The organism is Paraburkholderia sp. EG286A (assembly GCF_040965375.1).
In the GTDB taxonomy this organism is placed as follows: domain Bacteria; phylum Pseudomonadota; class Gammaproteobacteria; order Burkholderiales; family Burkholderiaceae; genus Paraburkholderia.
Window position 1 is genome coordinate 1 of the sequence record NZ_JBFRCB010000011.1, and the last position, 18,232, is coordinate 18,232.

Here is an 18,232-nt window from a genome sequence, read left to right on the forward strand (position 1 = left end):
GCGGCAGGCTCACTGGGCGGACTTCTGTAATGCGGTAACCAACCCGCGGATATCAGCATGATCCACCGTCGAGATTTACTGCTACGTCGCCTTCAGGAAATTCAGATGACATGAGACCCAAAAAGCCCGAAAACCGATCCCTATTGACAAGCGGAGTCATATCAACGGTCTTGCGGTGCCCAACCTCCCAACATAGGCAGACGGTGCAAAACCCCGTCTTCAGCAAGTGGGGTAACTGCGGGAGTGGTGTACCTCCTGACGTGTCGGGCTCGTATCGATCCGATGGCCGGACGCTTGGCAGCGAGACGGGCTTCCTGAGCGGCGAGGGCGGAACTGGTCGCGAACGTGCGGCGGCCCGGCGCGCCCGGGCGTCGCCGCCCCCGGCGCGGGACACGCGGCAGGGCGGCCTTTTCTGGTCAGGATGGCGCGCTTGCGGAGTGACCGGTGGTGGTGGCCGAGAATTCTCTCCGCGGCGCGGAGAGAATCCGGCGGCCGCGGACCGGGGTGTTCCGCCCGGACGGCGTTTCCCGGTAACGTGCCGTGTGTGCCGACCCAAGGCACCCATACTGGCTTCATCCATGACACAGTTACTTCCCGGCTCCCTGTTCGGGGACGTCAGATCGCGGATTGGCCGCTCATCAAGTCCGTGGCTTTGCGGCCATCAGCGCCCGCCGCCCGGGTTATTTTAAACTTCCGAATCTTGACGACACCCCGGGTACGGACTGATGGAGACGGGAAGATGTGCGCTCACAGCGAGATCAGCGAGACTGCGGTGGAATCCGCACCGACACGCGCAAGCCGCGTTGCGTATGCGTGTCGGTGGGTGCCAGACTCACTTCGGCGCCCATCCGGTCGGCAATCGTCCGGACGATTGCCAGTCCGAGCCCTGAGCCGATCTGCTCGTTACCCGGAATGCGATAAAACGGGTCGAACACACGAGCACGCTCGTGCGGCGCGATGCCCGGGCCGTTGTCGGCAACGGTCAACAGCGCCTGGCTTCCTGTCTCCCGGACGGCCAGATTGACCCGTCTGCCATCTGGCGTGTAGCGAATCGCGTTGTCGACGAGATTCCTGATCAGTGTCGTCAACTCGATGCTGTCGACGCTCACTCGCACATCCGGCCCGTCTTCGACACCGATATCAATATGCTTCGCTTCAGCAAGTGGCATCAGATCTTCGAGCACACGCCGCCAGGTCGCATGGATCGACACCGGTTGCACGGGCTTGGCTGGCTTCGCCTGTATCCTTGCGAGTGCGAGCAACTGCTCGATCAGCTTGCGGCTGCGCTCAAGGCCGCCGCGCAGCGTGGTCAGGCGCGCGCGTGCGTCGACCGGCAGATCCGTCTGGCCGAGCCGCTCGGCCTGCAGCGACATCGCCGTGAGTGGTGAGCGAAGCTCGTGCGCCGCGTCGGCGACGAAGCGCCGCTGCGCATCGACCGACTGCGCCACACGTACGAGCATCCGGTTGATCGCCACGACGAACGGCCGCACCTCGACCGGCACGTGATCGGTCTGGACGGGCCGCAGGTCGTGCTCGCTGCGCGCGTCGATTTCGGCCGACAACAACGCGACCGGCCGCAGCATCTTGCGTACGAGATCGGCGACGATCAGCAGCAGAATCGGCAGCAGGATGATGAGCGGCATCGCTGTCCGCCATGCGCCTTCGCGCGCGGTGTCATCCCGCACGCCCCCATCCTGGGCGACTGCGATGCGCTCGCCGTTCGCGAGCGTGTGAATCAGCACGCGCAGCGTCTGTCCGTCCGCATCGAGCGTATGAAAACCGTCAGGCAGCGTTGCTGCACCGGCGAGTCGCCGATCGCCCGCAGCAAGCGGCGCCCCGTCGCGTTTCAGCGGTTCAACGATCACGCGCGGTACTTCGTCGCTTTCCGGCGTGTGTGTGGCGCTGCCGGTCGGCGAAGCAGGCATCGGCGCGCTCTGACGATCGAGCAGCGTCGCGATCTGACGCAGCACGTCGTCCTGGAATTCATGCGCCTCGACGTAAGCCGACGAGAACGAAAAGGCCGCCGCTGCGGTCGCGACGACCAGGATCGCGGCCGAGAGCGCGACTGACAGGCGGAACTGGATCGATTCTTTCAGCCGTTTCTTGACACCATCCATCCGACACCTCTGACGTTCTTGATCACACTGCTGCCGAGCTTGCGGCGCAGCGAGTGGATCAGGACTTCGACTGCGTTGCTTTCGACTTCCTCGCCCCAGCCGTAGATGCGGTCCTCGAGCTCGCTTCGCGACAGGATCGCGCCGGGGCGTACGAGCAGCGCACGAAGCAACGAAAACTCGCGGTTCGACAACGGTATCGGCGTACACTCGCTGACCGCGACTTCGCGTGTCGCCGGGTCAAGCCACACGATGCCGTTGCTCAGCACGGGCGCGGCCGAGCCGACCTGACGCCGGATCGCCACGCGAATCCGCGCGAGCAGTTCGGCCATTTCGAACGGTTTGAGGATGTAGTCGTCGGCGCCGCCGTCGAGCCCGCGCAGGCGGTCGTCGAGGCCGTCGCGCGCGGTGAGGATGATGACCGGTACCGCGCTGCCCTTCGCGCGGATGCCGGCCAGTACGTCAAGGCCGTCGCGGCCGGGCAGGCCGAGGTCGAGCAGGATCAGGTCATAGCGCTGCGTGGCGAACGCGGTCAGCGCGAGCGCGCCGTCCGTGACGCGATCCGCCGCGTACGACGCGTCCTTCAGCGCAGCCTGGACAGCTTCGCCAATCATCGGGTCGTCTTCGACAAGCAGTATTCGCATACCTCCACTCCACGGGCGATAGCCGGAATCAGCGCCTGCGATTTCCGCATGCGCGTTACGAGGTCTTGCCGGCGAGCCTGTCGAACGTGTGCAGGAGGTCGTTCATCGCGGCGGTGCAGTCGGACTGCGTCGGGTGGTCGGCGCGCAGTGCTTCGAGCGCGCGGTCGATCGCCTTGTCGAGCACGTGCCAGTCGTCGGCCGCACGTGGCTTCAGGCCAGCTTCGGCCTCGTCCCATGCGACCTCGAGATCCTTGATGCGTGTCCTGCCGCCAGGCAGGTCGCCCCTTGCAACGAGAGCGGACACGTCGGCCGCAATCCTGCGGAACTGGGAGAGGTCGCCGAGCTTCGACGCGCTCGCGGGCGAAGCGCCCTGTGCGGCGGCGGAGGCGGACGCCGTGGTCGATGCGGCAGCGCTGCCGGTCTGTCTGGAGCAACCGGCCGCGAGGCCGAGCGCAGCGCACACGGAAACGGCAACGAGCAGACGCGAAAGCGTGGTTGGATAACGCATGAAGAAACCTCGATTCGATGTTGAAAGAAACGTGACGGTCACTCGGCGCTCTCGACGCGCGCGCGGCTACTCGCGCCGACCTGCGCGACGGCGACGAGCACGACGATCACAGTGAGGAACAGCAGGCTCGTCGAAGCGGCCCCCATGCCGAATCCGCCGTAGTCGCGCGACTGCGTGAGCAGGTCGCCGAGCGAGGCACCGAACGGTCGCGTCAGGATGTACGCGATCCAGAACGTGGGAACCGCGTTCGCACCGATTCGCCATGCTGCGTAGGCCGCAGCCAGCAGGATGCCGAACGACACCGCGCCGAGCGAGAAGCCGAGACCGAGCGCCTCGGTCGCGAGATCGCCGGCGGCCGTGCCGAGCGCGAACGTGCAGAGGATCGCGGTCCAGTAGAACAGTTCGCGACGCGGTGTGTCGATCGCGTCGATCGCCAGGGTGCCCTCGACGCGATGCCAGATCGCGAAGAATGCCGCGAGCACAATGGCGAATATGCCCGTGCTGATGTAGAGGCTGACACCGAGGCCGTCGGTGAGCAGATCGGTGATCTGCGTGCCGACAACGCTCACGAGCACGACCGTAAGCCAGTAGATCCATGGTGTGTACTTGCGCGTGCGCATCTGCAGGATGAGCGCGATCGCAAGCAGCGACGTCATCAGCGCGCGCGTTGCGCCTTGTCCCCATCCCGCGTTGACCGCTAGAAAGTCGGCGCCAGTCTCGCCGACCGTGGTCGACATGATCTTGATGATCCAGAACGCGAAAGTGATCGCTGGAACCTTGTTGAGCCAGCGTGTAGCCGGTCGATCGGATGTGTATGTCATACGGCGACTCCTCGGAAATCAGGTGACGGACCTGCAGTCTGATCGCTCAGACTTAGCAGATCCTTAGCCGAGTTCTTCTGGAGCCGCTTCCTGGCTCATACACCGACTGCAGGTGGGCGGTTAAACAGTGGGATATATCGACTTGGCCCGGTTCGTCACTTTGCGGTGGGTCGCCGCCAACGGGCGCTCAATCGCCGGCGCCGGACTTCGGCGACGGCACGTCCGACATGGGGCTTTTCCTCGGGCAGGTCACGTCGCCGCCTGGCGGTCTGGCGAGCAATGACAACGGATGCGGTCTTCTGATCTGTTGCCCCCGACGTAAGCGTTGACGACGTGTGGGCACACTTCGCCAGGGTCGTTCGTCGGCGGCTTACGCCGAATTTGGGAAAAGGTATAGGAGTTCAGCGTTTGACGAAGTCCAGACGTTCGGCAGTAGCCGACCCGTTGCTGACGTTCGTCGTTGCTAGACATACGTCCGGATTCGAGCGGAAAGCGGACTTTCTGGAGCGTTGAAGCTGAGACGGGAGTTGGCCGCGCCCCCTCCAACGCGGCGCCATTTGCTCCCCGCGCTGGACAACGTGGATGATTAGGGGGAATGTCCCCACGACTATCTCGGGTCTGGCTCGGGTGCGTCAACAATGGCGGTGCGACATACTCGGTCCGATGGCGGCAGTTTTTTTGGAAACTGCGTCGCTTGCGCATTGTGGCGGCCTGTTTTGCTGCCGCTACATGCCAATGCCGGTCATGGGTTTCCGCTTATTGGGAATGCCAGGCAGGCTGTTAGCATTCCTTCCCCTCCAGCTTATTTTGCCGTCTGGCAGATTCGCAATGCTCAACCGCCACCGTCAGAAGCTTGGTGCCTGGCTCGGGATGCTTGCCATCCTGCTGAGCGTGTTCGCGCCGACGGTGTCGCAGGTGCTGCGCGGCGTGTATGGAGAGGTCGAGCATCACGCCCATCATGCGCATCACCATCAAGCGGCCGTCGAAGTCGCGTCTGATGCGCATGCCGGGCATGCCATGCATCACCATGGTTCCGATTCGTCCTTTCAGTGCGACGCGTGCCCATATTGCGGACTGTTCGCACACTCTCCAGCCCTGCCTGGCGTGACCGTCGCATCGAGCGTCGTGCCGCTGCGCCCCTCCTTTCCGTCCCCCCTCATCGGCCCTGCGTTCCGTCCATATACGGTGCTGACGCCAGCCCAGCCGCGCGCTCCCCCTACCTGGTCCTGATCTTCGTCAACGTTTCTCAACCATTCCAGCAATGCCGATGACCGGCGTCGCTGCGTTGTCGCGCATCTTCGGGGCGCGGCCTGCAAGGACTTCCTGGTCCGCCTGCAGGCAGCCTGCAGGGCGCGTCACGACAATCTGATCAGGATCTGAAAATGCGAACCACGCCCAAACGTGCCGCCGCCGCGCTATGCGCGCTCGCGTCGTGCCTGCTTTCCGTTGACGCGTCGGCTCATGCCGTCGTCGGGGACCGGGTCTTTCCCGCCACGATGGCTGTCGATGACCCAGGCGTCGGCGACGAATTCAACCTGGAGTTCAGCCACATCAAGACGCCGGATAGCAACGGCGACGACATGAACGTGAATACCGTGTCGTACGAATGGGACAAACTGATCACGAAGAATCTCGCGTTCAGCATCGCGAGCAATTACACAAGCCTGAATTCACCAGATGGCAGCGCGAAGGGCTGGGACAATTTCACGCTCGGCGTCAAATATCTTGTTTACACGAACGCGCCGCACGAATTCATGGCGTCGGTCGGCCTGCTCGCCACACTCGGCGGTACCGGCGCCAGATCGATTGCGAACTCGTTTTCGACGTTCACCCCGACCGCTTATTTCGGCAAGGGCTTCGGCGACCTGCCGGCATCACTCGGTTACCTGCGGCCGCTCGCGATTACCGGTACGATTGGTCCCAACCTGACGACGGCGTCATCCGATAACGGTCCGAACTCGCTGGGCTGGGGCGTCACGCTCCAGTACAGCATTCCCTACCTGCAAACGCAGGTGAAGGACCTCGGGCTGCCCCAGCCGATCAGCAATCTGGTGCCGGTCGTCGAATTCCCGATGAGTACCTGCACGGCGGGCGCATGCTCAGGTCACACGACGGGGACGATTAACCCCGGCGTAATCTGGATCAACCGCTACGGCCAGTTCGGCATCGAGGCGCAGATTCCCGTCAATCGCGCGAGCGGTACGCATACGGGAATACTGTTGCAGGCTCACGTGTATTTCGACGATATCTTCCCTGACACTCTGGGCAAACCGCTCTTCGGACAATGAAAACCGCTCTGGTCTCCCTTTCGATGCGCGGCGCCGCCGCCGCGCTGACGTTGACCCTCGCGCAACTCGCACACGCGCACGCGTACCCAACCCATCAGGCGCCAGCGGCCGGCTCGACCGTCCCCGTCTCGCAGAAGGACGTCGCAATCGATTTCGACGATGGCCTGGAGCCGGCCTTCAGTTCGATCAGCGTCACGGACGCCCATGGCGGCGCCGTCACCAGTGGCAAGGCCGTGGTTGACCAGTCGAACATCAAGCACATGTCGGTGTCGCTGAATCCGCTGACTCCGGGTGTCTACACGGTCTCGTGGATCGCTGTCGCTGCGGACGGGCATCGCACGCAGGGGCACTACACGTTCAAGGTGAAGTGATGATGGAGCCGCTCGTGGTCGCGCAGATCGCCCTCGCCGCAGTGCAGGACGTCCTGTTCGCGACGGCAGCCGGCTCGCTTGCGTGCGCTGTGCTGGAGAAGAGGAGCGGCATCGGCGCGCCGGCCACGCTACGCGGGTGGCAGGCGGGTCTCGCAATCGCGCTGGCGCTCACGGCTGTCGCTTACCTCTGGTTGCAGGCAGCCGTGATGAGCGGCTCACCGCTCGCCGAGGCCGCCCCCGCAGTCGCCGCAGTGCTCACTCAGTCGCACTACGGCATTGCGTGGTCGGTCGGGTTCGTCGGCGCGCTGCTTGCGGCGGTCAGCCGCCTCGCCGACCGGCGCGGCCTGCCGCTGTTCGCCGCGGGCCTTGTCGCTTGGGCTGCGGGGAAGGCCGCGTCGAGCCACGCGGCTGACTCGGGTGACTTCTCGGCGCGCGAAGCGATCCATGTCGTGCATCTCTGTGCGACGGCGCTATGGGCCGGCAGCGTGATCGTCGCAGCGGCCGTGCAGCGCCGGCGCGCGCAGACCGCCCACCCAACGCCCGGGCAAGCGGCAGCCTTCCGCTCCGGCCTGTCGCATCTCGCGACGATGGCGCTCGTCGTCGTGATGGTCACGGGCTTTTTCAATGTGATGCAAGACACCGCGCAGGCGAGCGCGCCGTTTTTCAGCATGGACTGGGGCAGGATACTCGCGGTGAAACTTGCGTGCGTCGCCGCGGCTGTGGCGATCGGCGGTTGGAACCGGCTTTTTGTCCTGCCCGATCTGCGCGCCGAGGCTCTGCAAGATCGCCCGGGATTCCCGGCCACACAAGCGCGGTTCGACGGCTGGCTGATGGTCGAAGCGCTCGTTATGCTGGGCGTTCTCGCGAGCGCGGCCGTGCTCGGACATACGCCGCCAATGGGCGGCTGACGAAGTCAGCCTGCTGGCGAATGTAGGCAGGCTGATGTGAGCCATGGGCAGCGTTCGCGCCGATGGTTGTAGGAAATCTGCCACTACTGATGGTCATCGGTTGTGCACAGTCGTCCTCAACCAATCATGACCATTTACCGAGCGCGCGCGTCGTTTTAGTGACCGTATATCCCGGCCTGGTCGCGGAATGCTGGCAGGCCGGGGCGTCGCAGAGCGTCACACCATCAGAACGTCACGACCGTCCGCAGTCCGGCCACGGCCTCGTTGCCGATGCGTGCACCGCTGTTGTTCGGATTGGGGATGCCGCCACCCGGATGGAAGATGTACTGGAGTTCGCCCTGCAACATCCACCACGGCGCAACCTGATACTGGTACGTCGCTTCGATCACCGTTTCCGCCGAGCGCACGGGGTAGCCCGGCGTCTGGAGCGTTGCGATGTCGCGGTCGAGCGCGCTCGCGCTCGAGCTGACGTTCGCGTAGCTCACAGCGAGCCCGACCGAGTCGCTGTCCCGGCCCTTGAACGGCGCTTTCAGCACGACGCCCGCGTTGAGATTAAAGTCGAGCAGGTTTCGGTCGCCCGGCGCGCCCATCACACGCGTGAAGACGCCGAGCGATTGCGGGCTGCCGGCACTCGGGCGCCACACCATCTGGTCTGCAACGGCATATATGCTGAAATTGCCGCGATGCGTCGCCGGCACGCCATTCGACGCAGGGCTCGCGAGCGAGATGCCGTTTGTATCGAGGTGTTGATCCGCGAAGTGATTGTTGTTGTACCAGAAGCCCAGCTTGTAGGTGCCGGGCAGGCCGCCCGGCTGCGTCGCGCCGGATCCGCCTGCCGGCGGCTGGTTGATCGCGTACTGGACCTCGCCGATCATCATGACACCGTTGTGCAGGTTGAACTGGGTGCCGCTGGCGTTGAGCTGCTGCGGGTCGCCGTTGCCCGGCGCGGGGTTGCCGTCGAAGATGCCGCCGAGAATCGTCATCGAATCACTCGGCTTGAACCGCAGGCGCACGCCAAGCGACGACAGCGGGTAAGCAGGGCCGCCCGCAGGCAGGTCGGTGGCGGCCAGCACGGGCCAGCCGAATGTCGCGTTCGCAAATGTGCTGCCGTACTGGCTGATGATGAATTCCTGATCAAGGCTTTGCTGGCCGATCCTGACGTCGAACCTGTCGCCGAACGCCTGCTGGTACCAGAGTTCCCACAAACGCGTCGACGCTTCCGCCTCGACGCCGCTCACGGCCTGCAGCGCATTCAGGCGTGCTGCCGTGATGCCGTGTCCGTGAATCTGCAAGGCATCGACGAAGAAGGTGCCGCCCTTGAGGCCGAACGCCTTGTCGGTATCCACGTTGAGGCCGAATTGTGTGGCGCCGTTGTATGAAGCGCCCTTCGAAAGACCGCCGGAGAAGTTACCGTAAAGCTCGCTTGTCTCCTGCGCGTTAAACGTGACGCCGTGGTCGCCCAGGAACGTGCGCAGTCCGCCCATGTCACCGAGCAGGTTCGAGCGCTCCCAGAGTCCGGTCGGGGCGGCGTCGGCTGGCGCGGCGTTTGCATCGGCGTTCGTGGCTGCCGCAGGGTCCTGGTCCGCGGATGTGGGAGCGGGTGACTGCGACTGTGCGTAAGCCGGATCGGTTGTGCCGGCGGCCAGCGCAATTAACAGCACCGCGGTGGCGCAGACCGGTTTAATGCGCGAGGACGGGTGGAGGAGGCGTCGCGTGCCGATGCCATTGTCGTTTTGTGAAGGCGTGCCAAAGGAGATCATTTTTGCTTTCTTCTGGGAAACAAACTGATGAATGAGCGACGCCGAGGCAGGAAGGTGTTCGGCGTCAACTCGCCACAAGGCGGCAGGTTTGTGGAGTCGTACTCGCGACGGCCCGCTCAGGCCGGCCATGATGTACTGCCGGTGTTACGTTTTGACGTGGTCCAGAGGGCCGAGACCGATGTGTCGCGTTGCACCGTGTTTGCTGGGCGGGCACCTGGGTGTCCCCAGAGCTGGCCTGGTCCGTCAAGGTCGCTGCGCGGTGAGACGGCCAGCGTCGCACGCAGGTAAGTCCGTGAGACGCGGAGAAAGCGATCGATATGCATGGTTCAACTCCCGTCGAGCCCAGCGAGACCGGGCAACGTTCGATAAGCGACACGCCGTCAGCGCAGTCAAGCGCTGTCGGTTTTCTTAAGCAAAAAAGGGAGCGAGCTACAGTGAGACCGCAGAGGCGGTCCAGAAGAAGCGCGCTGACCCGACAATCGGAGTCAGCGGCAGGAAGGAAAGTCCGGCGTCGCTAACGCGCGATTGCAGTCTGGGTGCCGGCACACGCCGGCGTACAAGATCGACTACTAGAGCTTGCGTCCACGAAGGACTCTCCTGTTTCTAAGACAGGGCGGATTCTATGCGCGCCCTCTGTGAACGTGCAAGCGGAAAATGTCACGCAGTGCTTAGTAGCTTCAAAAGGGATATCGAACGGACATCCGCGCGCAACGGTCTCCGTTGTATGAAAACGAAACGAAGAGTTATGCGAATGATTTGCATCCACCGCAGTAACAGATTCGAAAGAAAAATCTTTGAAATAGTCGTTGACTCGGCTTGCGCGTCGTCACTAGAATTCGCGTGTTTTCACGAAAGGGGCATTTGCCTTGGATAGTTGTAGTAGTCGACCTTCGAATCGTTTTTCTGCCTGACCGGCACGACGCCCGCCTGGATTCTTCCTTAGCCGCCGTCCTGCCAGCAGGCAGACGGTGCGCGCCGCAGTAGCTTCCGCAGTTTCTCCCGCGCATCCCTTCGATTGGCCGCCGTCGTTGACGCGCGTGCTGTCACGCACGTTCGTCAACGCGACCCGGCGCGTCGAGCCATTGGCTCGCACCGCCGCTCGTTCACGCCGTTTTCGCGCACGCAATTGCGTGCCGGAGCTAGCGTGCGGTTAAACACGTCCGTCAAACATGAACCGGACCCAAATGAAAGAGGAGTTTACGATGCCCGACCCTGAGCCTTGTTCCTGTACGACACAGCACGCGTTCTCGCCGAACGCCGCTCACTTCGCCTGACATCTGGCCGCACACGTTCCTCCATCACGCCCGAGCGCATCGGCGCGCGTGAACTGAAACGAGAGCAGGCCTGGTCAAAGGCGCCACGTTTCAAGTTACTGGAGGAAGCACCATGCACTTCGCACTCCTCGTTTCGCAACTTCCGCACGTCGAAGAAGCTCGCTCGCACTACAACGGCATGCTCGCGCTCGACGCCCGTTCGCACGCATCGACCGGCGTAGTCGCTGCCATCTGGACGGCGCTCAAACAGCTCGCTCGCTGACACGGCCGGGCGTGGCCGACTGTCTGCCCACTGCATCAATACCGGCGGTGGCAGGGCAGTGCCACGCCTCAATCATCGATTTCAAGCAGCACTGCCAAGGAATAACTAAAAATGTCTACCGCTCCCGCAAACCTCACGCAACGTCGGAGTGCCGTGCTCGACGACGCGCACGTGGGCGATATCAAAGGCGCCCTCGGCACGATCGCCCGCCACGACACCGCCCCTCGCAGCAACTGGATGGCGCGCCTGCGCACGCTGCTGGCCATTCTCGGCCCCGGCCTCATTGTCATGGTCGGTGATAACGACGCCGGCGCCTTCGGCACCTATACGCAGGCCGGGCAAAACTACGGCACGTCGCTGCTCTGGACGCTCGCGCTGCTGATCCCGGTTCTCTACGTGAACCAGGAGATGGTCCTGCGCCTCGGCGCCGTGACCGGCGTCGGTCACGCACGCCTCATCTTCGAACGCTTCGGCAAGTTTTGGGGCGCCTTCAGCGTCATCGATCTTTTTCTGCTCAATGCGCTCACGATCGTCACCGAGTTCATCGGCATTACGTTTGCGCTCGACTTTCTCGGCGTCTCGAAGGTGCTCGGCGTTTGCATCGCCGCGGTACTGACGATGGCGGCGGTCAGTACGGGCGACTTCCGGCGCTTCGAACGCTTCGCGATCGTGCTGTGCCTGTTGAGTCTGCTGCTCATCCCGGTGCTCGTTTCGATTCACCCGCCTGTGGGCGTTATCGCGCGTGACTTCTTCGTGCCGACCTGGCCGGCGAATTCGAAGCTCTCCGATGTGATGCTGCTCGTGATCGGCATCGTCGGCACGACCGTCGCGCCGTGGCAGCTATTCTTTCAGCAGAGCTACGTGATCGACAAGCGCATCACGCCGCGCTTCATGAAGTACGAAAAGGCGGACCTCTGGATCGGTATCGCGTTCGTGATCGTCGGCGCTGTGGCGATGATGGCCTTCACCGCCGCGCTCTTTGACGGCAAGCCCGAGTTCGGCAACTTCACCGACGCGGGTGGCGTGATTGCAGGTTTGCACAAATACGTCGGACAGACGTCGGCCACGATCTTCGCCGTCGCGCTGCTCGATGCGTCGATCATCGGCGCTGCCGCGGTCTCGCTATCGACGGCCTATGCGGTTGGCGATGTCTTCAAGGTCAAGCACTCGCTGCACCGCAGCGTGCTCGACGCGAAGGGTTTCTATCTCGTCTACTTCGGCATCATCGCGCTCGCGGCCGCCCTCGTGCTGATACCCGGCAGCCCGCTTGGCCTCCTGACCGAGGCTGTGCAAACGCTGGCTGGCGTGCTGCTGCCGAGCGCAACGGTGTTCCTGTTGCTGCTCTGCAATGACAAAGCGGTGCTTGGCCCGTGGGTGAATTCGAAGAAGCTGAACGTGTTCACGGGTGCAGTGATTGCCGTGCTCGTCGTGCTGTCAATCATCCTGACGGCGGCCACCGTGTTTCCGGACATCAGCGGCGCGGCGATCGTCAAGATTCTCGTGGGCGGCTGTGGAATTGCCGTGGCCGTGTACGCCGCGGCGGAACTCTCGCGCAAGTCGCGCGGCGCGGATGTCACCCAGGATGCATTGCCGCTCAACAAGCCAGCGCTCAAGGAGTTGCGCAACACGTGGCGCATGTCGCCGCTCGAAGACCTGCCGGCGCCGCAGCACCTGACATTGTCGACGCGTGTGTGGATGGGTGTGCTGCGCACCTATCTCGTCGTCGCGGTGGGTCTCGTCATCGTGAAGGTCGTGCAGATGATGGCCATTCACTAACGCAAATGGGGCAGGCGCGCGTCTGCCCGATTTCAGGAACGCTCGGCGCACGAATTTGCGCGCTCGCGCACACACGTGGGCATACATGCTGCGCCTTCAACCTGCTGGAAAACCGTCTGTGCTCGAATTCCCGCTTCGTTGAATTCTCTCACCGATGTCTGACGGAAATCGAAACGGCGAAGACGGCGAGTCACCCGCAATCCAGAATCAGCTGGGCAATGTTCCTCTTAAAAACCCTTTAAAGCATGGTGCGAACAGGCTTGTGAAGGAAGTTTCCTGCTGCGTCCTTGACATGTTTCCATTTGGGGGACTTCGATGCTCAGCCACCATGAAGTTGGGACTTTGCTAACGCTGGCGAACGGGGCAAAGCGGGTACAGACACTCGACCCGAACATGCGAGCGCTGCAGACCCGGCAGCTTGTAGAAACCCAGAATCGTGCGCCTGGGTGGATCATCGTGCGGCTAACGGATTCCGGCCGCGCGCTGCTGCAGCGCCTGCGGATTGAGTCGTGATAGCTGTAAAAGGAAGGAATTCGCACACAGTTCGCTTAGCGCCTCATTTCTGAATCGAGACTCTCTTTGGTCCGGACAGGCCGAGGAGGCGGCAATAGCGGCTAAAGCATGCACCGGACATATCGACGAGGAGGTCTTATGTGCGCTCAACGCCATACGAAGTTGCAGCGTGGATTACAGGACACAAGTTCGCTGCAAACGAAGAAGGGGGGCGAGCTTCGCGAATTTTGTGCTGCATTATTAGATCCTTCGATCTGGCTTTGTGCCTGCTCGCTGGCAGCACTGAGGGATCGAGGTGATGCCGCTGCCTTTGGGATGGAAATTCTGCCGCCGCGCTTGCTTGAACACCTCGGAGGTCCCAGCCCGCACCGTATTACTGAACTACCTGAGGTACGCAGGCCTGAGCGATCACACTCGCGTACAGATAACTGAAAACGCGGCCCGTCGCGTGCCGAGGTCAAGGCGACCGTCGGCACGCATCCAGGCTGGAACAGGTGGCGATTCGCAGCAGCACGGAAAACAGCGTACCCAGCGCCGGCTGATCGGCGCAGATGCCGAATCCGTACCGGAATGAAGTGACTGGAAGCGCAGACGGTGCGCCGAGGTACATGCGTCTGCTGCCCGTGCAGTCGACTAACTCCATGGCGGCCAGAAGGTCATTTCACGCGTGTATCTGCCGAACGTAGCGTAACAGGCCGCTCAGTGACGTGGATTGGGCGTTGCTCGGCCGCACGTTGCCAGGACGCTCCGGGCTACTGCATCAGGAGTCGAAGATGAAAAAGCACATTCACCCGATACGCATGGTTTTTGCCCTGGTCCTCGTCATAGCTCTCCAGTCCTTTGATCATAATGGTCCGGTAACCACAACGAACGCGACGCAGGTCGTTCCAGGTGTCTTTTCTGAAAATGCACCGCCGAGTGATGGAATGTTCCACTGCCTGGTCTATGGGAAATACTGTCTCAGCGACGCGCTACGCGGCCGATAACAAGTAAGTGGGTCGCGTTTCTCAGGCGTGTGTGGGAGTAGTCGTTAGCAGTACACGGTACGTGCTGAATGTCGGTTTGTTGGATGCGGATGGAACATTCAAGCCGATTTTCATGAAGGTCAAGCCTTGGTGAGTCCTCCTGCGTCTCCTGTCGTCAAATGTCTGAAGCGCGCCGCCCCACCAGCCTCCCCGAAACTCGCCAGGGACAGAGACGGGATCCGTGGCGGCGATCAACATGCCGAAGAGCAGGCCGGAAATCCATTCCCAGTGCAACAGGTAGTGCATGCCCATTGCCGTTACGCCGGCCGATATGAGTACACCGACGATAGCTAACGTCTGGACTACGGCAAAGTCCCTGCGAATTTCACCCCAGCGCATGTGAAATGCCGCCTCGAAAATCAGCGGTGGCAGCAGCACGTTGTAGATGAAATCTTCGTTGAGGGGGATAACGGGAAATCGGGAAGAGGCCAGGAGCGATAGGGCGACCCCAGCGATGACCAGACCGACGCTGTACGGCATGTGCAAGCGCCGCGCGAGCATTGCCACCATTGCCGAAACGAGCAACAGGACTTCAAAGAGGCCGACGTTAAAGTCCATCCGGACGGCTCCGATCGAGGGGTACAGTAGTTTCGCTGCGTCTGGCCTGATTCAGGGGAAGGCCCCGGTTGCTATTCTAGAGGCTCGAGTCCATGTCAGCTATCAAACGCATCGATCCGGGCGGTCCCGCCTGTCAGGCCGTATCGCACAGAACGACCCGCTACCCTGCCGAGCACGTCTCGTTGGCAACTGGCGCCAGGAACAGGCTGCGCCCCTCTGCACCGCATCGCAAGGTCGGGCGCGGCAAGGTCGGCGTCGGTGGCAAAAGGAGCGATAAATAGGTATCTGCGACCATCGTGGGTCGGGTTGTGGAAGGCCTGATTCCGGCAGTTGCTTGTGCGAAGTACAGGTTCGTGGTGCTGAACGAATCACGTTGACGACCCGTATTCATAAACCTAGACTATAAGAGTCTTCACTAAAGGGGGCTGATGCCTTGGACACCAGTAGTTGTCGATCTTCGAACGGTCTTCCTGCCTGAGTCCGCAGGGCGTCGGCGCCTGTTTTTGGCCACCGTCCTGCCGTCCGGCAGGCGGTGCGCGTCCTGGTAATACCTCCCGTGCACCTTGATGATTAGCGCCATGCAGGTGCCGCGTTTGCGTGCGCTTCGCTTGGCATCATGCTGCGAACATTCCGCTCGCAGCATGCGTTCGTTCGCGTGGGAACGTCATAGGCACAAAGCGCCGGCCGTGCCCGGCAACGAGGAGGAGTCTCAATGCCAGCAAGTGACAGTTGTCCCTTATGCCACCGCCTCATCAACCCACTGGAGATAGCGGTTAGCAGACGGTTAGGGCGTCCATGAGGCGCACCTTCTTCGTGTCCGTCGGCTATCCGCGCTGATGCGTCAACGCCAGGCGCACGGAGAAACATCATGATTTTCGGCCTGCTTCTATCCAACCTGCCACACATTGATGAAGCGCGCGTCCAGTACGACGCGATGCTGTCGCTCCAGTTCCGGGAGTCCCACCGGCTCGCTACTTTCTGGAAGCGGGTGATGGCGCTTATTTCGCAGTTTGTTGCGTAAATACAGGCACTCGCCTTCGGCAGAAGCGGGCGATGCGTTCACGTCGCGATTCGCTCGCTCGCGTTCTTCGGAGGCGGGCATTTGCGTTTCAGTAACTCGAAACATCGGGGAGAAACAGCATGTCAATCCAGACGGAAAGCGCATCGTCGGCCGGCGGCGTGCTGGAGCGCAGTGCGGTCCTGGACGAAGCGCATCTTGGCGACATAACCGGTGCGTTGGGCACCATCGCACGCCACGACGTAGCGCCCCGAACCCATTGGTGGGCGCGTCTGCGCACGCTTCTGGTCATTCTCGGCCCAGGGCTCATCGTGATGGTGGGTGACAACGATGCGGGCGCTTTCGCCACCTATACCCAGGCGGGACAGAACTACGGCACCGCGCTGTTATGGACACTCCTGCTACTTGTGCCGGTACTCTACGTGAACCAGGAAATGGTGCTGCGACTGGGCGCCGTGAGCGGAGTGGGGCACGCGCGCCTGATTTTCGAGCGCTTTGGCCGCTTCTGGGGCGCGTTCAGCATCATTGATCTCTTTCTGCTGAACGCACTGACGATCGTTACCGAGTTCATCGGCATTACGTTCGTGCTCGACTTCTTCGGCTTTTCGAGACTCGCCGGCGTTTGCATTGCCGCGGCGCTGACGATGGCGGCCGTCAGCACGGGAAACCTCCGGCGCTTCGAACGCTTCGCGATGGTGCTGTGCGTGCTGAGTCTGCTGCTGGTGCCGGTGCTGGTGTCGATCCACCCGCCGGTCGGGCAGATGACGCGTGACCTCCTTGTTCCGGGATGGCCCGCTCATTCGAAGCTTTCCGACGTCATGCTGCTCGTGATAGGCATCGTCGGGACGACGGTCGCTCCGTGGCAGTTGTTTTTCCAGCAGAGCTACGTGGTCGACAAACGCATTACGCCGCGCTTCATCCGGTATGAACGGGCTGACCTGTGGATCGGCATCGTGTTCGTGATGATTGGCGCGGTCGCGATGATGGCCTTCTGCGCGGAACTGTTCGCTGGCAAGCCTGAATTCGGCAATTTTACGGATGCAGGTGGCGTTATCGCCGGTCTGGAGAAGTACGCCGGCTGGACGATGGCGGCGCTGTTCGCCGTCGCTCTGTTCGACGCCGCGATCATCGGCGCGGCGTCCGTGTCGCTGTCGACGGCCTACGCCATCGGCGACGTTTTCAGGATTCGCCATTCGCTGCATCGCAGCGTGTTTGCCGCAAAGGGCTTTTATCTCGTGTATTTCGGAATTGTCGCTGGGTCGGCGGGGCTGGTCCTGATTCCTGGAAGCCCGCTTGGTCTGCTGACGCTGGCCGTGCAGTCGCTCGCAGGTGTGCTGCTGCCAAGCGCAACTGTGTTCCTGCTACTCCTGTGCAATGACCGGGAGGTACTCGGTCCATGGGCTAACTCGCAGAAGGTGAACCTTTTCACGGGCGCGGTGATCTGGGTGCTGGTGATGCTGTCAGTCATCCTGACCGCATCTGTGATGTATCCCGTTATGAGTGGAGAAACCATACTAAAGGTGCTCGCGAGCGGCACTGTGTTGGCGGTCGTGGGCTATCTGGTCACGGTTGGGATTCGAAGACTGCATCGTGAACCCAGGGACGAAGTCGGCGGCGAGCCGCAGGTGTATCCGGAAGACGCACGCCGTTGGTGGCGCATGCCGCCGCTCGACGAATTGCCACCGCCCAGACTGACTCTCGCCAAGCGGATCTGGATGGGGGTACTGCGCGGCTACCTGTTGATCGCGGTTGCGCTCGTGATCGTGAAAGTCGCGCAACTGATGTTTCTTAAATAGCCAGAAAATCCGGGCACCGTCCGTTAATTGGCTCGCGGGCAGCGCATCTCCACCAGGCCATCGGGCAGCAGTTCCGGGGCGGTCGTGAGCTGCATCTGAGAGCTTTCCGCTCGTGCAGGGGACTACGACCAAGGCGGTTGGAAGGGCGCGTCGCGCGGTCGCCGGACGTGGTTCGGCTACGGGTTACCGCATCAGGAGTCGATGATGAAAAAGCACATTCTTGAGATATCCGTGGTTTCGGCCCTGGTCCTGGTCGCGACTTTTCTGGCTGCCGATCGAAATTGCTCGATAACCACAACAAACGTAGCGCAGCCCGCGGTGGACGTCTTTTCTGCGAACGGACCGCAGAATGGCGGGGCGGCCCACTGTCTCGTCTATGGGAAATACTGCCTAAGTAACGCCCTACGCAGCCGATAGCCGGCAAGTGGATGACTTCTCTCAGGCGAGTGGGAGTCGTTCCCTGTGGAGTACACAATACATGCCGAACGCCGCTTCTTGGGCGAAGGACTAAACCGCTCGCGCGGTAGGGGCTACGGTCCGACGCTGGAGGTCAGGGAGAGGCCGGTCACGCGGTTTTATGTTGGCGAGTGAGGCAA

The 18,232-nt window shown here is 62.2% G+C and carries 16 protein-coding genes; 9 read left to right on the forward strand and 7 right to left on the reverse strand.

Annotation, left to right across the window (positions count from 1 at the left end):
• Positions 1-758: 758 nt before the first annotated feature.
• The 5 genes from AB4Y35_RS36330 to AB4Y35_RS36350 all read right to left on the reverse strand — a co-directional run bounded on the left by AB4Y35_RS36330 (position 759) and on the right by AB4Y35_RS36350 (position 5,116).
• A complete protein-coding gene (locus AB4Y35_RS36330) occupies positions 759-2,117 on the reverse strand; it encodes a sensor histidine kinase (RefSeq protein WP_368708221.1) in 1,359 nt (452 codons plus the stop codon).
• Positions 2,093-2,758, reverse strand: coding sequence for a response regulator transcription factor (locus tag AB4Y35_RS36335; protein ID WP_368708222.1), 666 nt, complete (start codon positions 2,756-2,758; stop codon positions 2,093-2,095). Before AB4Y35_RS36335 ends, AB4Y35_RS36330 begins: the two co-directional genes overlap by 25 nt.
• Before the next feature lie 55 nt (positions 2,759-2,813).
• Positions 2,814-3,266, reverse strand: a complete 453-nt coding sequence (locus AB4Y35_RS36340) for a hypothetical protein (RefSeq protein WP_368708223.1) — start codon at positions 3,264-3,266, stop codon at positions 2,814-2,816.
• Positions 3,267-3,304: 38 nt separating this feature from the next.
• Entirely contained in the window at positions 3,305-4,087 is a 783-nt protein-coding gene (locus tag AB4Y35_RS36345) for a hypothetical protein (protein WP_368708224.1), read from the reverse strand.
• A 780-nt stretch (positions 4,088-4,867) separates the two neighbouring features.
• Positions 4,868-5,116: a hypothetical protein gene (locus AB4Y35_RS36350; RefSeq protein WP_368708394.1), complete on the reverse strand. Its 249-nt coding sequence runs from the start codon at positions 5,114-5,116 to the stop codon at positions 4,868-4,870.
• Here AB4Y35_RS36350 and AB4Y35_RS36355 point away from each other — a divergent pair.
• From AB4Y35_RS36355 to AB4Y35_RS36370, 4 genes are all read left to right on the forward strand, one after another.
• Positions 5,003-5,317, forward strand: a complete 315-nt coding sequence (locus AB4Y35_RS36355; protein WP_368708384.1) for a DUF2946 domain-containing protein — start codon at positions 5,003-5,005, stop codon at positions 5,315-5,317. The genes AB4Y35_RS36350 and AB4Y35_RS36355 overlap by 114 nt on opposite strands.
• 152 nt (positions 5,318-5,469) lie before the next feature.
• A complete protein-coding gene (locus AB4Y35_RS36360) occupies positions 5,470-6,375 on the forward strand; it encodes a hypothetical protein (protein WP_368708225.1) in 906 nt (301 codons plus the stop codon).
• Positions 6,372-6,746, forward strand: a complete 375-nt coding sequence (locus tag AB4Y35_RS36365) for a copper resistance protein CopC (RefSeq protein WP_368708226.1) — start codon at positions 6,372-6,374, stop codon at positions 6,744-6,746. Before AB4Y35_RS36360 ends, AB4Y35_RS36365 begins: the two co-directional genes overlap by 4 nt.
• Positions 6,746-7,654: a copper resistance D family protein gene (locus AB4Y35_RS36370; protein WP_368708227.1), complete on the forward strand. Its 909-nt coding sequence runs from the start codon at positions 6,746-6,748 to the stop codon at positions 7,652-7,654. The genes AB4Y35_RS36365 and AB4Y35_RS36370 overlap by 1 nt, the downstream gene beginning before the upstream one ends.
• A gap of 224 nt (positions 7,655-7,878) precedes the next feature.
• Here AB4Y35_RS36370 and AB4Y35_RS36375 read toward each other — a convergent pair whose 3' ends face one another.
• Entirely contained in the window at positions 7,879-9,414 is a 1,536-nt protein-coding gene (locus tag AB4Y35_RS36375) for a carbohydrate porin (protein WP_368708228.1), read from the reverse strand.
• Between the two features lie 1,386 nt (positions 9,415-10,800).
• On the opposite strand from AB4Y35_RS36375, the gene AB4Y35_RS36380 reads away from it, so the two are divergent.
• From AB4Y35_RS36380 to AB4Y35_RS36390, 3 genes are all read left to right on the forward strand, one after another.
• Positions 10,801-10,950 carry a hypothetical protein gene (locus AB4Y35_RS36380; RefSeq protein WP_368692036.1) on the forward strand — a complete coding sequence of 50 codons (150 nt, stop codon included), beginning with the start codon at positions 10,801-10,803 and terminating at the stop codon, positions 10,948-10,950.
• Positions 10,951-11,061: 111 nt separating this feature from the next.
• A complete protein-coding gene (locus tag AB4Y35_RS36385; RefSeq protein WP_368708229.1) occupies positions 11,062-12,726 on the forward strand; it encodes an Nramp family divalent metal transporter in 1,665 nt (554 codons plus the stop codon).
• A gap of 1,286 nt (positions 12,727-14,012) precedes the next feature.
• Entirely contained in the window at positions 14,013-14,225 is a 213-nt protein-coding gene (locus tag AB4Y35_RS36390) for a hypothetical protein (RefSeq protein ID WP_368708230.1), read from the forward strand.
• Between the two features lie 21 nt (positions 14,226-14,246).
• On the opposite strand, the gene AB4Y35_RS36395 is transcribed toward AB4Y35_RS36390, so the two are convergent.
• Positions 14,247-14,822 carry a cation:proton antiporter gene (locus tag AB4Y35_RS36395; RefSeq protein WP_368708231.1) on the reverse strand — a complete coding sequence of 192 codons (576 nt, stop codon included), beginning with the start codon at positions 14,820-14,822 and terminating at the stop codon, positions 14,247-14,249.
• A gap of 868 nt (positions 14,823-15,690) precedes the next feature.
• Between AB4Y35_RS36395 and AB4Y35_RS36400 the strand changes: the two genes are divergently transcribed.
• Positions 15,691-15,843 carry a hypothetical protein gene (locus AB4Y35_RS36400; RefSeq protein WP_368708232.1) on the forward strand — a complete coding sequence of 51 codons (153 nt, stop codon included), beginning with the start codon at positions 15,691-15,693 and terminating at the stop codon, positions 15,841-15,843.
• A gap of 119 nt (positions 15,844-15,962) precedes the next feature.
• On the forward strand, positions 15,963-17,636 hold the full coding sequence (locus AB4Y35_RS36405; RefSeq protein WP_368708233.1) for an NRAMP family divalent metal transporter: 1,674 nt from the start codon (positions 15,963-15,965) through the stop codon (positions 17,634-17,636).
• Positions 17,637-18,232 lie beyond the last annotated feature (596 nt).